Annotated in this window: 14 protein-coding genes and 2 tRNA genes; 14 read left to right on the plus strand and 2 right to left on the minus strand. The window is 45.7% G+C overall.

Features of this window, described 5'->3' with window-relative positions; all coding sequences use genetic code 11:
- Window positions 1-66: 66 nt before the first annotated feature.
- Complete coding sequence (locus tag OOK74_RS02555; RefSeq protein ID WP_278183067.1) at window positions 67-1,074, minus strand: porin; 1,008 nt, start codon at window positions 1,072-1,074, stop codon at window positions 67-69.
- A gap of 562 nt (window positions 1,075-1,636) precedes the next feature.
- Between OOK74_RS02555 and greA the strand changes: the two genes are divergently transcribed.
- On the plus strand, window positions 1,637-2,110 hold the full coding sequence (gene greA, locus OOK74_RS02560) for a transcription elongation factor GreA (RefSeq protein ID WP_274722524.1): 474 nt from the start codon (window positions 1,637-1,639) through the stop codon (window positions 2,108-2,110).
- A gap of 62 nt (window positions 2,111-2,172) precedes the next feature.
- Here greA and yhbY read toward each other — a convergent pair whose 3' ends face one another.
- On the minus strand, window positions 2,173-2,469 hold the full coding sequence (yhbY, locus tag OOK74_RS02565) for a ribosome assembly RNA-binding protein YhbY (RefSeq protein WP_274722442.1): 297 nt from the start codon (window positions 2,467-2,469) through the stop codon (window positions 2,173-2,175).
- Window positions 2,470-2,588: 119 nt separating this feature from the next.
- Between yhbY and rlmE the strand changes: the two genes are divergently transcribed.
- From rlmE to OOK74_RS02630, 13 genes are all read left to right on the plus strand, one after another.
- Entirely contained in the window at window positions 2,589-3,218 is a 630-nt protein-coding gene (rlmE, locus tag OOK74_RS02570; RefSeq protein ID WP_278183068.1) for a 23S rRNA (uridine(2552)-2'-O)-methyltransferase RlmE, read from the plus strand.
- 109 nt (window positions 3,219-3,327) lie between these two features.
- Entirely contained in the window at window positions 3,328-5,283 is a 1,956-nt protein-coding gene (gene ftsH, locus OOK74_RS02575; protein WP_278183069.1) for an ATP-dependent zinc metalloprotease FtsH, read from the plus strand.
- 70 nt (window positions 5,284-5,353) lie between these two features.
- Entirely contained in the window at window positions 5,354-6,187 is an 834-nt protein-coding gene (gene folP / locus OOK74_RS02580) for a dihydropteroate synthase (protein ID WP_278183070.1), read from the plus strand.
- A 25-nt stretch (window positions 6,188-6,212) separates the two neighbouring features.
- The gene (gene glmM, locus OOK74_RS02585) at window positions 6,213-7,553 is read left to right on the plus strand and encodes a phosphoglucosamine mutase (protein ID WP_274722445.1); all 1,341 of its coding nucleotides are present in this window, start codon (window positions 6,213-6,215) and stop codon (window positions 7,551-7,553) included.
- Between the two features lie 256 nt (window positions 7,554-7,809).
- On the plus strand, window positions 7,810-8,145 hold the full coding sequence (gene secG / locus OOK74_RS02590) for a preprotein translocase subunit SecG (protein WP_166014977.1): 336 nt from the start codon (window positions 7,810-7,812) through the stop codon (window positions 8,143-8,145).
- Window positions 8,146-8,174: 29 nt separating this feature from the next.
- Window positions 8,175-8,258: transfer RNA gene (locus tag OOK74_RS02595), tRNA-Leu, on the plus strand.
- Window positions 8,259-8,311: 53 nt separating this feature from the next.
- Window positions 8,312-8,388, plus strand: a tRNA-Met gene (locus tag OOK74_RS02600).
- Window positions 8,389-8,595: 207 nt separating this feature from the next.
- Window positions 8,596-9,051: a ribosome maturation factor RimP gene (gene rimP / locus OOK74_RS02605; protein ID WP_166013575.1), complete on the plus strand. Its 456-nt coding sequence runs from the start codon at window positions 8,596-8,598 to the stop codon at window positions 9,049-9,051.
- 18 nt (window positions 9,052-9,069) lie between these two features.
- Window positions 9,070-10,557, plus strand: coding sequence for a transcription termination factor NusA (nusA, locus tag OOK74_RS02610; RefSeq protein ID WP_166013574.1), 1,488 nt, complete (start codon window positions 9,070-9,072; stop codon window positions 10,555-10,557).
- A gap of 23 nt (window positions 10,558-10,580) precedes the next feature.
- The gene (gene infB / locus OOK74_RS02615) at window positions 10,581-13,277 is read left to right on the plus strand and encodes a translation initiation factor IF-2 (RefSeq protein ID WP_278183071.1); all 2,697 of its coding nucleotides are present in this window, start codon (window positions 10,581-10,583) and stop codon (window positions 13,275-13,277) included.
- Window positions 13,278-13,378: 101 nt separating this feature from the next.
- Window positions 13,379-13,777 (plus strand): 30S ribosome-binding factor RbfA, encoded by a 399-nt coding sequence (rbfA, locus tag OOK74_RS02620; RefSeq protein WP_166013572.1) that lies wholly within the window; start codon window positions 13,379-13,381, stop codon window positions 13,775-13,777.
- On the plus strand, window positions 13,777-14,715 hold the full coding sequence (truB, locus tag OOK74_RS02625; RefSeq protein WP_274722447.1) for a tRNA pseudouridine(55) synthase TruB: 939 nt from the start codon (window positions 13,777-13,779) through the stop codon (window positions 14,713-14,715). Before rbfA ends, truB begins: the two co-directional genes overlap by 1 nt.
- Window positions 14,716-15,158: 443 nt before the next feature.
- Window positions 15,159-16,997: a metallophosphoesterase family protein gene (locus tag OOK74_RS02630; RefSeq protein WP_278183072.1), complete on the plus strand. Its 1,839-nt coding sequence runs from the start codon at window positions 15,159-15,161 to the stop codon at window positions 16,995-16,997.
- The last annotated feature ends 231 nt before the right edge of the window (window positions 16,998-17,228 follow it).

Consider the following 17,228-nt stretch of genomic DNA (forward strand, 5'->3'; position numbering starts at 1 on the left):
AGTATAGCCAGATAAAAAAACGCCTGCTAGTAAGCAGGCGTTAAGCATGTGACCTTAAGTCAGCAATTAGAAGTCGTAACGTAGGCCGATTGCCAGTTCGTCTTCTGCATTGATTTTAGTCGCTACAGTGTTACCACCAGCTTTGCCTAACACATCACCAGAATCAATCATATTGAAGTTGTATGAGATGTAAGTGCGGAAGTTTGGCTTGAAGAAGTAAGTTGCGTCGATAGCAAAGTTATTTGCTGAAGTTTCGCTGTTAGTTTCGGCATTATTATAGGTAGTGGTAAATTTAGCTTGACCTAATTTATAAGCTGCTGCTAATTCATAACCTGTATAATCGCCATTAGTTGCCGCTTTTTCACCATCAGTGAATACACCAGCAAAGTAGAAATCAGCGATTGCGTAAGAAGCTGCCAGCATATACTGGTTAGCTTTGTCTTGGTCTGCATAACCGGCACCGATATTTAAACCAGTGTCACCCAATGCATAGATTGCAGATAGAGAGTAGCCATCTTTACCGTTATCGATAAAATCTGTTTTATTTGTATTATCGCTGCGGTCAGCAAAACGGTAGCTTGCTTTGATACCTAGGTCCGCAAATTGACCTTTATACGCCAGCATATTGTCTGTGCGATCAGCTACAGCAATTTTATCCGCTGCCGAGTTACCGTGGTAAGCCATGATATCGGTAAAGTCAGTGATCACACCCAGTGCGCCATCGTTTTTACCGTAAGTCACTTCACCGAATGTACCGCCGATTCCTGCATAGGTGTAACGGTTGTCTAGTTTAGAACCGTCTTCGTCATTCTTATAAATTTCTGAGTCATTAGTAGTGAATTCACCTTCGTAGAAACCGACACCATACAGGCTGTCGTTGATCGCTACTTTACCGAGGAAGTTTAGACGCACGCGAGTTTTGTCTTCCGCTTTACCATCTTTTACAGACAGACGCGCTTCAGCACGGCCACCCATGTTCAAAGAGGTGCCATCTTGGTTGTAGAGTTCGCTAGCGTTTACACCGGTAGCCACTGCAGCAGCTGAAACAGCAAGAGCAATAAGAGTCTTGTTCATATTATTAAGTCCTAATTTATTGTCCATAAATTTGATTTTTATACGACGTAAGCCACGTCACACGAAATTGACTCACCATCAAGCCGGACCAATCTGCGGTATGGGGGTATACAACCACACAGTCTAGCGAAATTGATGTTGTCGCCGATTTCGTGGTTGTTTTTTTACTCCCAAAGTTCCGCTATTGGTTAGTAAAATGATATAAATCAGACTTATGAACACTGTTTTATTGTTGATAAAAAAATATCAAGATGATGTTTTTATTAATTTTTTATTAAATTTTGTCGTTCAAAAAAAATATTGTTTTAGCGGTGTTTTTTATTTTTTTTTATCAGATTTGAGTAAATTGACGACAATTCAACTGTGTGGACGATCACAGATAAAATGGTCAAATCACCATTGGCGTAAATTCGCCTCGCAAATCTTGAATTTGGATGATTTCACTCTTAACTTTGTTTACACTTTCGGGTAATCCAAATGGTTCAACCCTGACCTGACTCGCTTTAGGATGTTGGGGATGTTTTTTATTGTCCAAAGCAACACTTTGGCGCAGAGGTAGATGATGGAAAAAGTTCCAATGACATTGCGTGGCGAACAACTGCTACGTGAAGAGCTTGATCGGCTATTAAAGCTGAGACCGAAAATTACGCAAGCGATTGCCGAAGCTCGCGAGCTTGGTGATCTGAAAGAGAATGCGGAATACCATGCCGCTCGCGAAGAGCAGGGGATCTGTGAAGCGCAAATTCGTGATATCGAATATAAGCTATCGGTAGCGCAAGTGATCGATGTGACCAAAATGGACAACAGTGGCAAAGTGATTTTTGGTGCCACGGTTACTGTGATTGATGTCGATAGTGACGAAGAGAAAACTTACCAAATCGTTGGTGATGATGAAGCCGATATCAAATCAGGCCGTATTTCGGTTAACTCACCGATTGCTCGTGGTTTGATTGGCAAGTTTGAAGGCGATGAAGTGGCGATTGCGACTCCAGGTGGCGATAAGCTGTTGGAAATTGATCGCGTTGAGTATCGTTAATTCGATGCCCAATAAGGAAAAAGGTCGCGATTGCGACCTTTTTTGTGGATCCTGCGGCTAATTTATTTGCGCGGTAATTCGATTTTACGTTGCGGTGATTGGCGATAAAGTACCAATACTTTACCAATCACTTGTACTTTTTCGGCACCAGTTTCGCGAACAATAGCATCAACAATCAATAGTTTAGTTTCACGATCTTCTGAAACCACTTTGATTTTAATCAGTTCGTGGTGATCAAGCGCAATTTCGATTTCCGCCAGCACAGCTTCTGTTAATCCGTTTGCGCCCATTAACACAACGGGTTTTAAGTTGTGTGCCAAGCCTTTCAGATGCTGTTTTTGTTTGTTGCTTAGGTTCATTACGCGGCCAAATTTATTTAATATTAGGGTTGAAAACCGTCATTTTAGCGCCATCTATTCGAGAAGACTATATTTTCTACCATACTTTCTCAGATCGTGGTGACTTAGTTAGGAATATAATGAGTAAACAGAAACACTCAGCCAGCTCAACTCGCTGGTTAAAAGAGCATTTTGATGACAAGTACGCTAACGAGGCGAGAAAAAAAGGTTATCGTTCACGTGCGATCTTCAAAATAGAAGAGATCCAAAACAAAGATAAACTGCTCAAACCCGGCATGACGGTGGTCGATCTAGGTGCCGCACCGGGGGGCTGGTCGCAGTTTTCTGCCAAAGTGGTGGGAGATAGTGGGCGGGTGATCGCCTGTGACCTGCTACCGATGCAGTCGATCGCTGGCGTCTCTTTCCTGCAAGGGGACTTTCGGGAAGAAGCGGTATTGAATGCCTTGCTTGAGCGCATTCAGCCAGACATGGTGGATGTGGTGATGTCGGATATGGCGCCGAATATGGCTGGCAATCTATCGGTTGATCAACCGCGCGCGATGTATCTGGTTGAGTTAGCACTGGATATGTGTCGACAAGTTCTGGCTCCCGATGGTAGTTTTGTGGTGAAAGTGTTCCAAGGCGAGGGTTTTGATGACTATGTCAAGGCCGTGCGCGATCTGTTTAAAGTGGTGAAAATTCGTAAACCCGATTCCTCACGAGCCCGTTCACGAGAAGTTTTTATCGTGGCGACTGGTTACAAAGGTTAACTATTTCACCCTTGGGTGTCCAAGTAGAGTCTATAGCCGCTAGTGATAAACTGTAGTACCCTATTTTTCAATTACAATTAGTTATCGAGAGGCTTACACCTTGAGTGACATGGCAAAAAATTTAATTCTGTGGCTGGTGATTGCGGTCGTTTTAATGTCGGTATTCCAGAGCTTCGGCCCAAGTGAAAACAGTGGCAGAGCGGTTGACTACACCACCTTCGTAAAAGAAGTGGGTCAAGGCCAGATTCAGGAAGCACAATTCAACAACGGTGAAATTACTTTCATGCGTCGTGGTGGTGGTAGCCGTTATGTAACTTACATGCCGGTTTATGATCAAAAGCTGCTCGATGACTTGATTAATCAAGACGTTAAAGTACAAGGTACGCCACCAGAAGAGCAAAGCTTACTCGGCACCATTTTTATCTCATGGTTCCCGATGATTCTGCTGATTGGGGTGTGGATCTTCTTCATGCGTCAAATGCAAGGCGGTGGCGGTAAAGGCGCCATGTCGTTTGGCAAAAGTAAAGCACGCATGATGAGTGAAGAGCAGATCAAAACCACCTTTAATGATGTGGCTGGCTGTGATGAAGCTAAAGAAGATGTGAAAGAGCTGGTCGATTACCTGCGTGATCCTAGCCGCTTCCAAAAACTCGGTGGTAAAATTCCAACTGGGGTTCTGATGGTGGGGCCTCCTGGTACTGGTAAAACACTGCTAGCCAAAGCGATTGCCGGTGAAGCGAAAGTACCGTTCTTTACTATTTCCGGCTCTGATTTCGTTGAAATGTTTGTCGGTGTCGGTGCATCGCGTGTGCGTGACATGTTTGAACAAGCCAAGAAAGCCTCACCGTGTATCATCTTTATTGATGAAATCGATGCGGTCGGCCGTCAACGTGGCGCGGGTGTCGGTGGTGGTCATGATGAACGTGAACAAACCCTCAACCAAATGCTGGTTGAAATGGATGGTTTCGAAGGTAATGAAGGCATCATCGTGATTGCGGCTACCAACCGTCCAGATGTACTTGACCCTGCTCTATTGCGTCCGGGACGTTTCGACCGTCAAGTGGTGGTCGGATTGCCGGATGTGCGTGGCCGTGAACAGATCCTTAAAGTGCATATGCGTAAAGTGCCTTTGGCCGATGATGTACAGCCTGCATTGATTGCGCGTGGTACTCCTGGTTTCTCTGGTGCCGATTTGGCTAACCTAGTTAACGAAGCCGCACTGTTTGCCGCTCGCGGTGATAAACGTAACGTGTCGATGGTTGAGTTTGAACTGGCGAAAGACAAAATCATGATGGGTGCCGAGCGCCGTTCGATGGTGATGTCGGAAGAAGTCAAAGAGTCTACCGCTTATCATGAAGCCGGTCATGCGGTGGTTGGTCGTTTAGTACCCGAACATGATCCAGTGTATAAAGTGTCGATCATTCCACGTGGCCGAGCGCTAGGGGTGACCATGTATCTGCCGGAGCAAGATCGCGTCAGCATGTCGAAGCAGCATCTGGAATCGATGATCTCTAGCCTATATGGTGGCCGTCTTGCTGAAGAGCTGATCTATGGCAAAGATAAAGTGTCAACCGGTGCTTCGAATGATATTGAACGTGCCACTGAAATTGCACGCAAAATGGTGACCCAGTGGGGCTTCTCGGAAAAACTTGGCCCGATGCTATATGCCGAAGATGAAGGTGAAGTGTTCCTTGGTCGTAGCGTGACTCAGACTAAGCATATGTCGGATGACACGGCTAAGTTGATTGATGATGAAATTCGTATTTTGATCGACCGCAACTATGAACGTGCACGTCAAATCATTAGCGATAACATGGACATCATGCATGCGATGAAAGATGCGTTGATGAAATATGAAACCATCGATGCCGGTCAAATTGATGACTTAATGGCTCGTAAAGCGGTGATCCGTGAACCTGCGGGTTGGGGCGATCACGCTAAAGCGGCTACTGAAGTCAAGGCAGCACCCGCTGTGGCAAGTGATTCAGATAGCGCTACTCCGGAAGAATCGGTCGATCCTCAACCGGATGCCAGCGCATCGAGTGATAACAAAGACGCACAATAAACGCGTTGTTAATCCTAAACCCCGACTTGTTCGGGGTTTTGTGTTTGCAAGGGAGGGAAAATTTATCCATATGAAAATTAGCTATGCCAATAAGCAGCTTGATCTGCACTCTCCAGTCGTGATGGGGATTTTAAATACCACGCCAGACTCTTTTTCTGACGGCGGATGTTATGTGGATCTCGACCTCGCGCTGACTCGCGCACAGCAGATGATCAACGCGGGGGCGGCGATCATTGATATTGGCGGTGAGTCGACTCGTCCTGGTGCGCCAGAAGTCACCTTAGCTGATGAATTGCAGCGCGTGATCCCGTTGGTGCAAGCGATCCGTGCGCGAGACTCACAAGTGTGGATCTCGATTGATACCAGTAAAGCGGAAGTGATGCGCCAAGCTATCGCCGCCGGTGCCGACTTGATTAATGATATCCGTGCCTTACAGGAGCCACAGGCGTTAGAAGTCGTGGCGCAAGCGCAAGTGCCAGTGTGCATTATGCATATGCAAGGCCAACCGCGCACCATGCAACAAGATCCGCACTATCACCATTTGATTGAAGAGGTTAGTCAATTTCTGGCTGAGCGGATTGCTATCTGTGAAGCGAGTGGTATTAAGCGTGAGAATATTATCTTAGATCCCGGTTTTGGCTTTGGAAAATCGATCCAACACAATTATCATTTGCTCGCTCACCTAGAGCATTTTCATCGTTTCGGATTGCCGGTTTTGGCGGGAATGTCCCGTAAATCAATGATCTTTAAAACGCTGAATAAGCAACCTGCAGAGTGTGTCGCAGGGAGCGTCGCGTGTGCGACCCTTGCCGCACAGAAAGGGGCGCAAATCATTCGGGTACATGATGTTGAAGCAACAATTGACGCACTGAAAATGGTGCAGATGATGCACAGCAATCAGTAAAAATAATAAATTAAAGGGAACGCAAATGTCTGATAAAAGACGTTATTTTGGCACTGATGGGGTGCGTGGCAAAGTTGGCCAGTACCCGATTACACCTGATTTTGTACTTAAGCTTGGCTGGGCGGCTGGACGTGTTTTGGCAAAACAAGGCACCAAAAAAGTCATCATAGGTAAAGATACGCGGATTTCTGGCTATATGCTGGAGTCGGCCTTGGAAGCGGGGCTGGCAGCGGCGGGATTAAAAGCCACCTTTACCGGACCAATGCCGACCCCTGCGGTTGCGTATCTGACTCAAACTTTCCGCGCTGAAGCGGGGATCGTCATTTCGGCATCGCATAATCCTTATTATGACAACGGGATTAAATTCTTCTCTTATCAAGGCACCAAACTGCCGGATGAGATTGAATTAGCGATTGAAGCCGAGATGGATAAAGAGATTGAATGTGTTGAATCGGCTGAGTTGGGTAAAGCGACTCGCATGGTGGATGCCGCGGGGCGCTATATCGAATTTTGTAAAAGCACCTTTCCTTCTCAACTCAGTTTGTCGGGATTGAAAGTGGTGGTTGATTGCGCGCATGGTGCAACCTACCACATTGCACCGAATGTGTTCCGCGAGCTGGGTGCTGAGGTGATTGCGATTGGTGTTGAGCCGAATGGCTTAAATATCAATGATCAAGTCGGTGCCACTGATGTGCGTGCTTTGCAACAACGGGTGGTCGCAGAGCAAGCGGATCTTGGCCTTGCTTTTGATGGGGATGGCGATCGCATCATTATGGTTGACCATCTGGGTAATAAAGTCGATGGTGACCAAATTGCCTACATCATTGCGCGCGATGCATTGCGCCGTGGTGAACTCAAAGGTGGCGTGGTCGGAACCCTAATGACCAACCTTGGGATGGAAAATGGCTTAAAACAGCTCGGTATTCCGTTTGTGCGTGCTGCGGTCGGTGATCGCTACGTGATGGAAAAACTGCTCGAAAAAGGCTGGAAAATTGGCGCAGAAAATTCAGGTCATGTGATTTTACTGGATAAAGTCACCACTGGAGATGCAATTGTGGCTGGCTTGCAAGTGCTCGCTTCGGTCGTCGGCAGTGAAATGACCCTGCATGATCTTGCCAAAGGTATGACACTTTACCCACAAGTGCTGGAAAATGTTCGTTTTGCTGGTGACAATAACCCGCTGCAAGCCTCTGCCGTTAAAGCGGTGGTTGCGCAAGTTGAAGCGGAACTCGGTTCGAAAGGGCGTGTGTTACTGCGTAAATCGGGCACAGAACCGCTACTGCGCGTGATGGTAGAAGGTGAAGATGCCGAGTTGGTGCAACAATCTGCTCTGAAAATTGCCCAAGCGGTCAAGGATAACTGCTAAGCAGGATGGATTGGTGATGATTCCTAGCCGATTGATTTTGCGCTAGGAATTATCGCAATGCTTAAAAAATCGCGCTTGTGCGAGTTTTTTAAGCGATCAAAGCGAAAAGTGATTTTTTTAGAAAATTCCGCTTGTCAGCTCCAGAACCATTGGGTAGTATTGCGTCCGCTTTCGGAGAGAAAGGTCGCTGGCTTTGTTCGAATCGTCAATGATAAGAATGGCGCTAGCTCAACAAATATGAACATAGGTGGAAGTAATGTTTACAGTTCTACTTGTGATTTACCTGTTGGCAGCGGTTGCTATTATTGGCCTAGTGTTGATTCAGCAAGGTAAAGGCGCAGATATGGGAGCCTCATTCGGTGCCGGCGCGTCAAACACTGTGTTTGGTGCTGGTGGCTCAGGTAACTTCCTAACCCGAATGACTGCAATTTTTGCAACAGTATTCTTTGTTATTAGTTTGGTGCTGGGCAATATGTCTACGCATAAAACTGAATCACAATGGGTTGACCCGTCACAAGGTCAAGTGATTCAACAAACTAGTGATACAGTGAGTGAAGCGCCTGCTAAGAGCAGTGACGAAATTCCTCACTAAGCTGTCAGTAATACGATAGCGCAAGATATGCCGAGATGGTGAAATTGGTAGACACACTAGCATGAGGTGCTAGCGCCTTAGGTGTGAGGGTTCGAGTCCCTCTCTCGGCACCATATTTACAAACTTGTAAATCACCTTGTTGAGCGTATAATGCTCGCAAGTCGGACGCGGGGTGGAGCAGCTTGGTAGCTCGTCGGGCTCATAACCCGAAGGTCGTTGGTTCAAATCCAGCCCCCGCAACCATCTCTCTTTAGCTAGAGAGACAAGTTTGGCAGTGTTAACCTCACTGCAGTTGAGAAGCGATTCTCAATTTATCAGGGTCCAGCAATAAAAAACCCCGACTTAATCGGGGTTTTTTATTATCTGAATTTCCTTTTCGGGAAGATTTGGATGTTTGCTTGGAATTTAAATTGGGCTCTCAGCCCTTTTTTTGTTTCTGGAGTGGTTTAGATGACGGGTTTAGAAAGACAACTTACTGAAATGCTTGAAGCTCCGGTAGTTGCTGCTGGTTATGAGTTGGTCGGATTAGAGTTCGTACGTGCGGGAGAACACTCCACACTGCGTCTTTTTATCGATCATGCCAACGGTATCAACGTGGATGACTGTGCGGCAGTGAGTCACCAGGTGAGTGCCGTTTTGGATGTTGAAGATCCGATTTCGGTCGTTTACTACCTCGAAGTCTCTTCACCGGGTCTGGAAAGACCACTCTTTAAAGCAGCACATTATGAGCAGTTTATTGGTCACGAGGTCAGCATCGTTTTGAAGATGGCTGTTGGCAACCGTCGCAAGTGGAAAGGTGTTATCCAATCAATTGATGGAGAGACTGTTTCTGTGCTGGTTGATGGGCAAGCGGAAGAGTTTGCTCTCAGCAACATTTCAAAAGCTAACCTGATCCCTAAATTTTAAGTCTTTGAGGCTAGAACAATGAGTAAAGAAATTTTAGCGGTAGTTGAGGCGGTTTCTAACGAGAAAGCGGTACCTCGTGAGCGTATTTTTGAAGCGCTAGAAACTGCGTTAGCGACTTCAACTAAAAAGAAGTATGAAATTGAGGTCGATGTACGTGTTGCTATCGATCGTAAAACGGGTGCCTTCGAAACTTTCCGTCGTTGGTTAGTAGTCGAAAACGTTGAGAACCCAACCAAAGAGATCTCATTTGACGCGGCAAGCTATGATGATGAATCAGTACAATTGGGTGATTACATTGAAGATGAAATTCAATCAGTAACCTTCGACCGTATTACCACTCAAACCGCTAAACAAGTGATCGTACAAAAAGTACGTGAAGCTGAGCGGGCACAGATTGTTGAACAATTCATCGATAACGAAGGTGAGTTGGTTACCGGTGTGGTGAAAAAAGTGAACCGTGAAACGGTGATCTTGGATCTTGGTAACAATGCTGAAGCCGTGATCCTGCGTGAAGACCAACTGCCGCGTGAAAACTTCCGCGCTGGTGACCGCGTGCGTGGTTTGCTGTTTAAAGTGGCTCCAGAAGCGCGTGGTTTCCAACTGTTTATTACTCGTTCTAAGCCTGAAATGTTGACCGAGTTGTTCCGCGTTGAAGTGCCTGAAATCGGTGAAGAGCTGATTGAGCTGAAAGCGGCTGCGCGTGATCCTGGTTCGCGTGCCAAAATTGCAGTGAAAAGCAATGATAAACGTATTGACCCAGTGGGTGCTTGCGTTGGTATGCGTGGTGCGCGTGTACAAGCGGTTTCTGGTGAACTCGGTGGTGAGCGTATTGATATTGTGTTGTGGGACGATAACCCAGCGCAATTTGTCATTAATGCGATGGCACCTGCGGATGTAGCTTCAATCATTATGGATGAAGATACCCATTCAATGGATATCGCGGTGGAAGCCGATAATCTTGCACAAGCGATTGGTCGTAACGGACAAAACGTTCGTCTTGCTTCACAACTGACCGGTTGGGAACTGAACGTTATGACGGTTGCCGATCTGCAGAAGAAACACCAAGAAGAGTCAATGGCATCGATCGAAAACTTCATGAAGTATCTCGATATCGAGCAAGATTTTGCTGAGCTATTGGTTGAAGAGGGTTTCTCAACCCTAGAAGAAGTTGCTTACGTACCAATGAATGAGCTGTTAGATGTTGATGGCTTAGATGAAGATTTGGCTGAAGAGTTACGTAGCCGCGCTAAACAAGCGCTAACCACGCTTGCGCTTGCGCAAGAAGAATCGTTCGAAGGTCTTGAGCCAGCAGAAGATTTGCTAGCACTAGCAGGACTTGAGCGCGAAATGGCATTCAAACTGGCAGCGAAAGGTGTTGCGACACTAGAAGATCTCGCTGACCAAGGTGTGGATGATTTAGAAGGTATTGAAGGTCTAACTGAGCAACGTGCGGGTGAGCTGATTATGGCGGCTCGTAACATTTGTTGGTTCGGTGAAGACGCATAATTTCAGCAAGGGGAGGAAGCGGCATGACACAAATTACCGTTAAAGCACTGAGTGAAGAAATTGGTACACCAGTAGACCGCTTATTAGAGCAACTTGCTGATGCAGGAATGAACAAAGCCGTTGCCGATCATATCTCGGAAGATGAGAAGCAGAAGTTGCTGACTCATTTACGTAAAGAGCACGGCGACGCGACCGGCAGTGAGCCAACGCGTTTGACACTGCAGCGTAAAACCCGCAGCACACTAAGCGTAAGCGCAGGTGGCGGTAAAAGTAAGGATGTTCAGATCGAAGTGCGCAAGAAACGTACCTATGTTAAGCGCAGTTCTATTGAAGATGATGCGGCTCGTGAAGCGGAAGAAGCCGCAATGCGTGTCGCGGAAGAGCAAGCTATCCGTGAAGCGGAAGAAGCTGCACAACGCGCGGCAGCAGAAAAAGCCAAACGTGATGCAGAAGAAGCCGTTAAGCGCGAAGCTGAGGCCAAACGTGTTGCTGAAGAAAAAGCGAAGCGTGAATCGCAAGCTACCGCACAACCACGTTCTGACCAAGATAAATTGAAGCAAGAAGCAGCGCGCAAAGAAGCCGAGGCGTTAAAACGCCGCCAGGAAGAAGAAGCAAGACGTAAGGCCGAAGAGGAAAGTCGCCGTCAACTTGAAAAAGTACGCGAATTGGCTGAAAAGAATGGTGAGCGCTGGTCTGCTGAAAAAGAGACAGTAGGTGATATGCAAGAAAATACCGATTACCATGTAACCACTTCGCAATATGCTCGCGAAGCGGAAGATGCGGCAGACCTTCACGAAGAAGGTGCTCGTCGCCGTTCGACAAAAGCGAACAAGAGAAAGATGTCTTCGCGTGATGATAACCAAGAACGTGATTCTCGTCCTCGTGGTGGCAAAGCGGGTCGTAAAGGCCGCATCCATAAACCAATGTCTATGCAGCACGGTTTTGATAAAACGGCTGTAGTTGCTAAAGCAGATGTTGTGGTTGGCGAAACCATCATCGTTTCTGAACTGGCACAAAAAATGTCAGTAAAAGCAACTGAAGTGATTAAAATCATGATGAAGATGGGCGCCATGGCGACCATTAACCAAGTGATCGATCAGGAAACTGCACAACTGGTTGCTGAAGAAATGGGTCACAAGGTGGTGATTCGTAAAGAAAACGAATTAGAAGAAGCGGTTCTTTTGGATCGTGACGACAAGTTCGAAGAAGTTTCTCGCGCACCAGTGGTGACCATTATGGGCCACGTTGACCACGGTAAAACCTCAACACTGGACTACATTCGTCGTACCCACGTGGCCTCTGGTGAAGCGGGTGGTATTACCCAGCACATCGGTGCTTACCACGTAGAAACGCCGAATGGCATGATCACCTTCCTTGACACTCCTGGACACGCCGCGTTTACCGCCATGCGTGCTCGTGGTGCGAAAGCGACCGATATCGTTGTGCTAGTGGTTGCGGCAGACGATGGTGTAATGCCACAGACGGTTGAAGCGATCCAACACGCGAAAGCGGCGGGTGTACCGCTGATTGTTGCAGTGAACAAGATCGATAAAGAAGCGGCGAACCCAGATAACGTAAAAACCGAACTGGCGCAGTACAATGTTATGCCTGAAGAGTGGGGCGGCGATAACATGTTCGTCCACATCTCAGCGAAACAAGGTACCAACATTGAAGGCCTACTTGAAGCTATTCTGCTACAAGCTGAAGTTCTTGAACTGAAAGCGGTTGAGCAAGGTATGGCATCAGGTGTGGTGATCGAATCACGTCTTGATAAAGGCCGTGGCCCAGTGGCGACCGTTCTGGTTCAGTCTGGTACTCTGCATAAGGGTGACATTGTTCTGTGTGGTCAAGAGTATGGCCGCGTACGTGCAATGCGTGATGAAGTGGGCAATGAAGTTGAAAAAGCTGGCCCATCAATTCCTGTTGAGATCCTTGGTCTGTCTGGTGTACCCGCTGCCGGTGATGAAGCGACAGTGGTTCGTGACGAGCGTAAAGCGCGTGAAGTGGCTAACTACCGTGCTGGTAAGTTCCGCGAAGTGAAACTGGCTCGTCAGCAGAAATCTAAACTGGAGAACATGTTCTCCAACATGACTGCTGGTGATGTGGCTGAATTGAACATCGTTCTGAAAGCGGACGTACAAGGTTCGGTAGAAGCGATTTCTGATTCATTACGCAGACTTTCGACTGAAGAAGTGAAAGTGAACATCGTTGGTTCTGGTGTTGGTGGTATCACTGAAACAGATGCGGTGCTTGCGGCGGCTTCAAATGCTATCGTGGTAGGCTTTAACGTTCGTGCTGATGCTTCAGCGCGTCGTACCCTTGATTCTGAAAATATTGATCTGCGTTACTACTCAATCATTTACCAATTGATTGATGAAGTGAAACAGGCGATGAGCGGTATGCTTTCTCCTGAATTCAGACAAGAGATCATCGGTCTAGCTGAAGTTCGTGATGTGTTTAAATCACCGAAACTGGGTGCGATTGCCGGCTGTATGGTTACCGAAGGTGTCATCAAACGTAATGCTCCGATCCGTGTACTGCGTGATAACGTAGTTATTTACGAAGGTGAACTGGAATCTCTGCGTCGCTTCAAAGATGACGTGGCAGAAGTTAAGAATGGTTACGAGTGTGGTATCGGCGTTAAGAACTATAATGATGTTCGCATGGGTGACCAAATCGAAGTCTTTGAGACTATCGAAGTAAAACGTACCATCGACTAATCAACTACTGTTGCATTAATCAAGGCAATGTTGGTTGTTGAATACACCATGGGGGGCTGGTCAAAACCATCCCCCCATTCTTTCTATTAGTGAGAATAGATATGCCGAAAGAATTTAGCCGCACTCAGCGTGTGGCACAGCAATTACAAAAAGAACTGGCGATGATCCTGCAACGTGAAGTGCGCGATTCTCGCTTGGGTATGGTGACCATTTCTGATGTGGAAGTATCACGCGATCTGGCTTATGCCAAAGTGTTTGTGACCTTCCTGTGCATTGGTGAGCAGACGCCAGAATCTTGCCTAGCCGCGCTGCGTGAGCACGAAGTTGCAGTACGTATGCTTCTTGGTAAGCAGATCCGCCTACGTTTAACGCCAGAAATTCGTTTCTATTACGACAACACTTTGGTGGAAGGTATGCGCATGTCGAACCTTGTGACTGAAGTCGTGAATACTGACAAGCGTCGTATGCACGAAGCGGGTCGTGATGAGGACGAAGCGTAATGGCTCGTCGACGTAAAGGTCGGATTGTTCACGGGGTGATCTTGTTGGACAAACCGACAGGGATCTCTTCTAACGACGCTTTGCAAAAAGTTAAACGTCTCTATGGGGCAGAAAAAGCCGGTCATACTGGTGCGCTCGATCCATTAGCAACCGGCATGCTGCCGATTTGCCTTGGCGAAGCGACTAAGTTTTCGCAATTTCTGCTCGATTCCGATAAGCGTTATCGAGTGATTGCGAAACTGGGCGAACGCACCGACACTTCAGATTCTGATGGTCAAGTGGTGCAAACTCGCCCGGTTAATGTCGAGCGGGATACGCTACTCGCGAGTATCGCCAAGTTTCGTGGCGAGACGGCTCAAGTGCCATCGATGTTCTCAGCCTTGAAACATCAAGGTCGTCCACTGTACGAATATGCTCGTCAGGGCATTGAAGTGCCGCGTGAAGCGCGCAACATTACCGTGTATGAGATTGAGCTGCATCGTTTTGAAGGCGATGAAGTGGAGATGGAAGTGCACTGCTCGAAAGGGACTTATATCCGCACTATCGTTGATGATCTCGGTGAAATGCTCGGCTGTGGCGCACACGTGACTATGCTACGTCGGATCGGGGTCGCGAATTATCCGTATGCCAGAATGGTGACCTTAGAGCAACTACAAGAGTGGGTTGAGCAAGCTCAGCGTGAAGAAAAAACCGTGGCAGAGGTGCTCGATCCGCTGTTATTGCCGATGGATACTGCAGTAGAGGCATTACCGGAAGTCAATGTGATTGCTGAGCTGATCCCGTTGGTGCAACATGGCCAAGCGGTACAGGTCGCTGGCGCGCCAACCGAAGGTATGGTGCGGATTACTGGCGGCGAGCATAAATTGTTTCTCGGGATTGGTGAAATTGACGATCATGGCCGAATTGCCCCGAAACGTTTAGTGGTGTACGGAGAATAATCCTTTCGCTGTGAAGCCATAGAAATTTGTGTTGTTGTCTAAACTTAAGTCTTCGCGATCTGACGCTAAATCGTTCTAATATCATTTCTTATGAGGTGATAAAGTGAATAAAAATTAAATCAGGTTTTGATGACGTTTATAAATCTTCACTAAAATGACGATTGAAGCTAAGTTTCAATCGTCATTTTTCATTATGATTAATCTGGTTTTAGATTTTTAATTATATATATTATTTGTATAAAAGCACGTGTAAATAATTCCATGATTCAATCTTTATTGTATGTGTTATGGATTTTATGTCATTTGAAATTTTTATTCTTTAGGTTTTGTTATTTATATTGTCTATATCTTGTATTATAAATGTCATTTCTACTTAATAAAAACACAATCAAATTTGGATAATGTAGTAAGCATGATGTGATTTCAATTAGGGAATAATAAACATGCTTAGCTTTAAAAAGGTTTCTTTAAGTATTGCTATTACGGCTGCATTGTTATCTGGGTGTAATAATGATAGTAAAGATACATATTCCAATGATTCTATTAAAATTGGTATAGTAACAGACACTCATTTATATGATGCTAGTATGGGTGCTGATATTGATGGAGAGTTCTTTCAATCTGCAATATCTAGTGATCGTAAAGCCTTTTTACAAAGCCAAGAATTGCTAGATAATGCAATTCAAGAAATGATTAATAATGATATTAAAGTTATTTTGGTTCCTGGTGACCTGACTAAAGATGGTGAGAGGATTAACCATAATAAAGTACGAGAAAGTCTGCAGTACGCTAAAGATAAAGGCATTAAAGTTTATGTGGTACCAGGTAACCACGATATGAATAATCCCTATGGATTTAAAGAGTCTTTGACGCAAACCCCGACTGCCAAAGGCGCTGTATATTTGGAAGGGAATGAGCATGGTATTGATCCTGGCACCATGGCGCCACACATGACTAATGCTACTGGTGAGCCTTTATTTATGGAAAATTGGGATGTTTTTTATCATGATTTTGGCTTCAGTGAAGCGGTCTCTCGTGATCCAAATTCTTTCTCATTTGTGGCAGAACCTATTGATGGTGTTCAAATTTTAGTCATTGATGCAATTACTTCCTCTATTAAAGATGTTCAAAAACACTGGCAAAGTGATAATTCTGATTATGGTAAAACGGGTGGTTCTTTGCTAACGCCTGAGCGTGCTGAAACTTTAGAGTGGATCCAGAATAGGGCGAGAGAAGCAAAAGCTCAGGGCAAGATTCTGCTTGCGATGAGCCATGCTGGAGTAGTTGAACACTTTCCCAGTAAGAGCGCATTAATTCCTGGTTATGTGATTGACGGTGAAAAAACCTCTTTTCATGATAATATTGATGTAACACCCTATACCGAAGAATTCACAAACATCTATACTGGTGAACAAAGTCAATCAATTTATACAAGCGCTAGTGAATATGTATCAAAAATATTAGCTCAATCCGGTGTGAATATTGTTTTTACAGGCCATTTTCATGCCAATGATATTGCAAAACGTCAATATGAAGATGGTAGTTGGATTTATGATATTCAAACTGGGGCATCGGTAAGTTACCCTGCGCCTTATCGTTCAGTTCTCGTTGATATTAAAAATAAAACAATTACCACTGATGTCGATAATACCACGGTAATGGAATCTGTTCCTGATGCAGATTTGATTGGATTAGTCGATGGCCTCAGTGAAAATATTTTTGCTGCATTGGGGGTCGATGTGGATGGCCCACTGCTGGAGATCCTTGATAACTCGCTTACCAAGAAACCAGTCGCGCAAACTATGTTGGATGTTTATAAACGTGAGAACTGTACCAAACTAATATGTTCAGATGACGAATGGAAATCTAGCTTTGAAGCGGAGGTATTAGCAGGATCTAATTTATCATGGGATGATCTCTATGATACAACCCTTAGCCAGTTAATTGGTGCTGTGCTCAAGGCGCATTACCATGGCGATGAAGCTAATTCAGTGCAAATTGATCATAAGATGCGTTTTGTGTTGAACTGGGCCCGTGAATATGGTCAAAAACATAATGTCAGTAAGCAAGTGTTTGCAGATGAAGTTTCTAATATCAATGAATTAGCGCTTTCTTACGAGTGGAATCCAAGTAAAGATCTCAGTGGTATACTTGGTGATAAAACACTGGCTCCGATTTATGGTCTGCTTGGCACAGTTGGTGAGGGGATTATCTATGATCCTGTGCCTGATATTCATATTCAGATTGACTTGACTAACGGTAAATTTGAAAGCCTTAACTGATTATTCGCTTTTCCTTTCGATCCCCTCCGCTCATCTGATGATGAGCGGATATTTTATTTGTACAGCCAAAGTTTGCTAAAACGTGAGCGGTAAAATTCCTTACCCCCTTTTTAGTCTCTTGTTGCCTATCTTTATCTTCTGCTCACGGGGACTACTACCGTTGCCCTCGCATCGAGTGAGACATTCCGCTTGTGCGGTTCGGGAATCTTCCCTATAATTCGCGCTTCTCGT

This window comes from Vibrio misgurnus, assembly GCF_029635775.1.
Classification (GTDB): Bacteria; Pseudomonadota; Gammaproteobacteria; order Enterobacterales; family Vibrionaceae; genus Vibrio; species Vibrio chanodichtyis.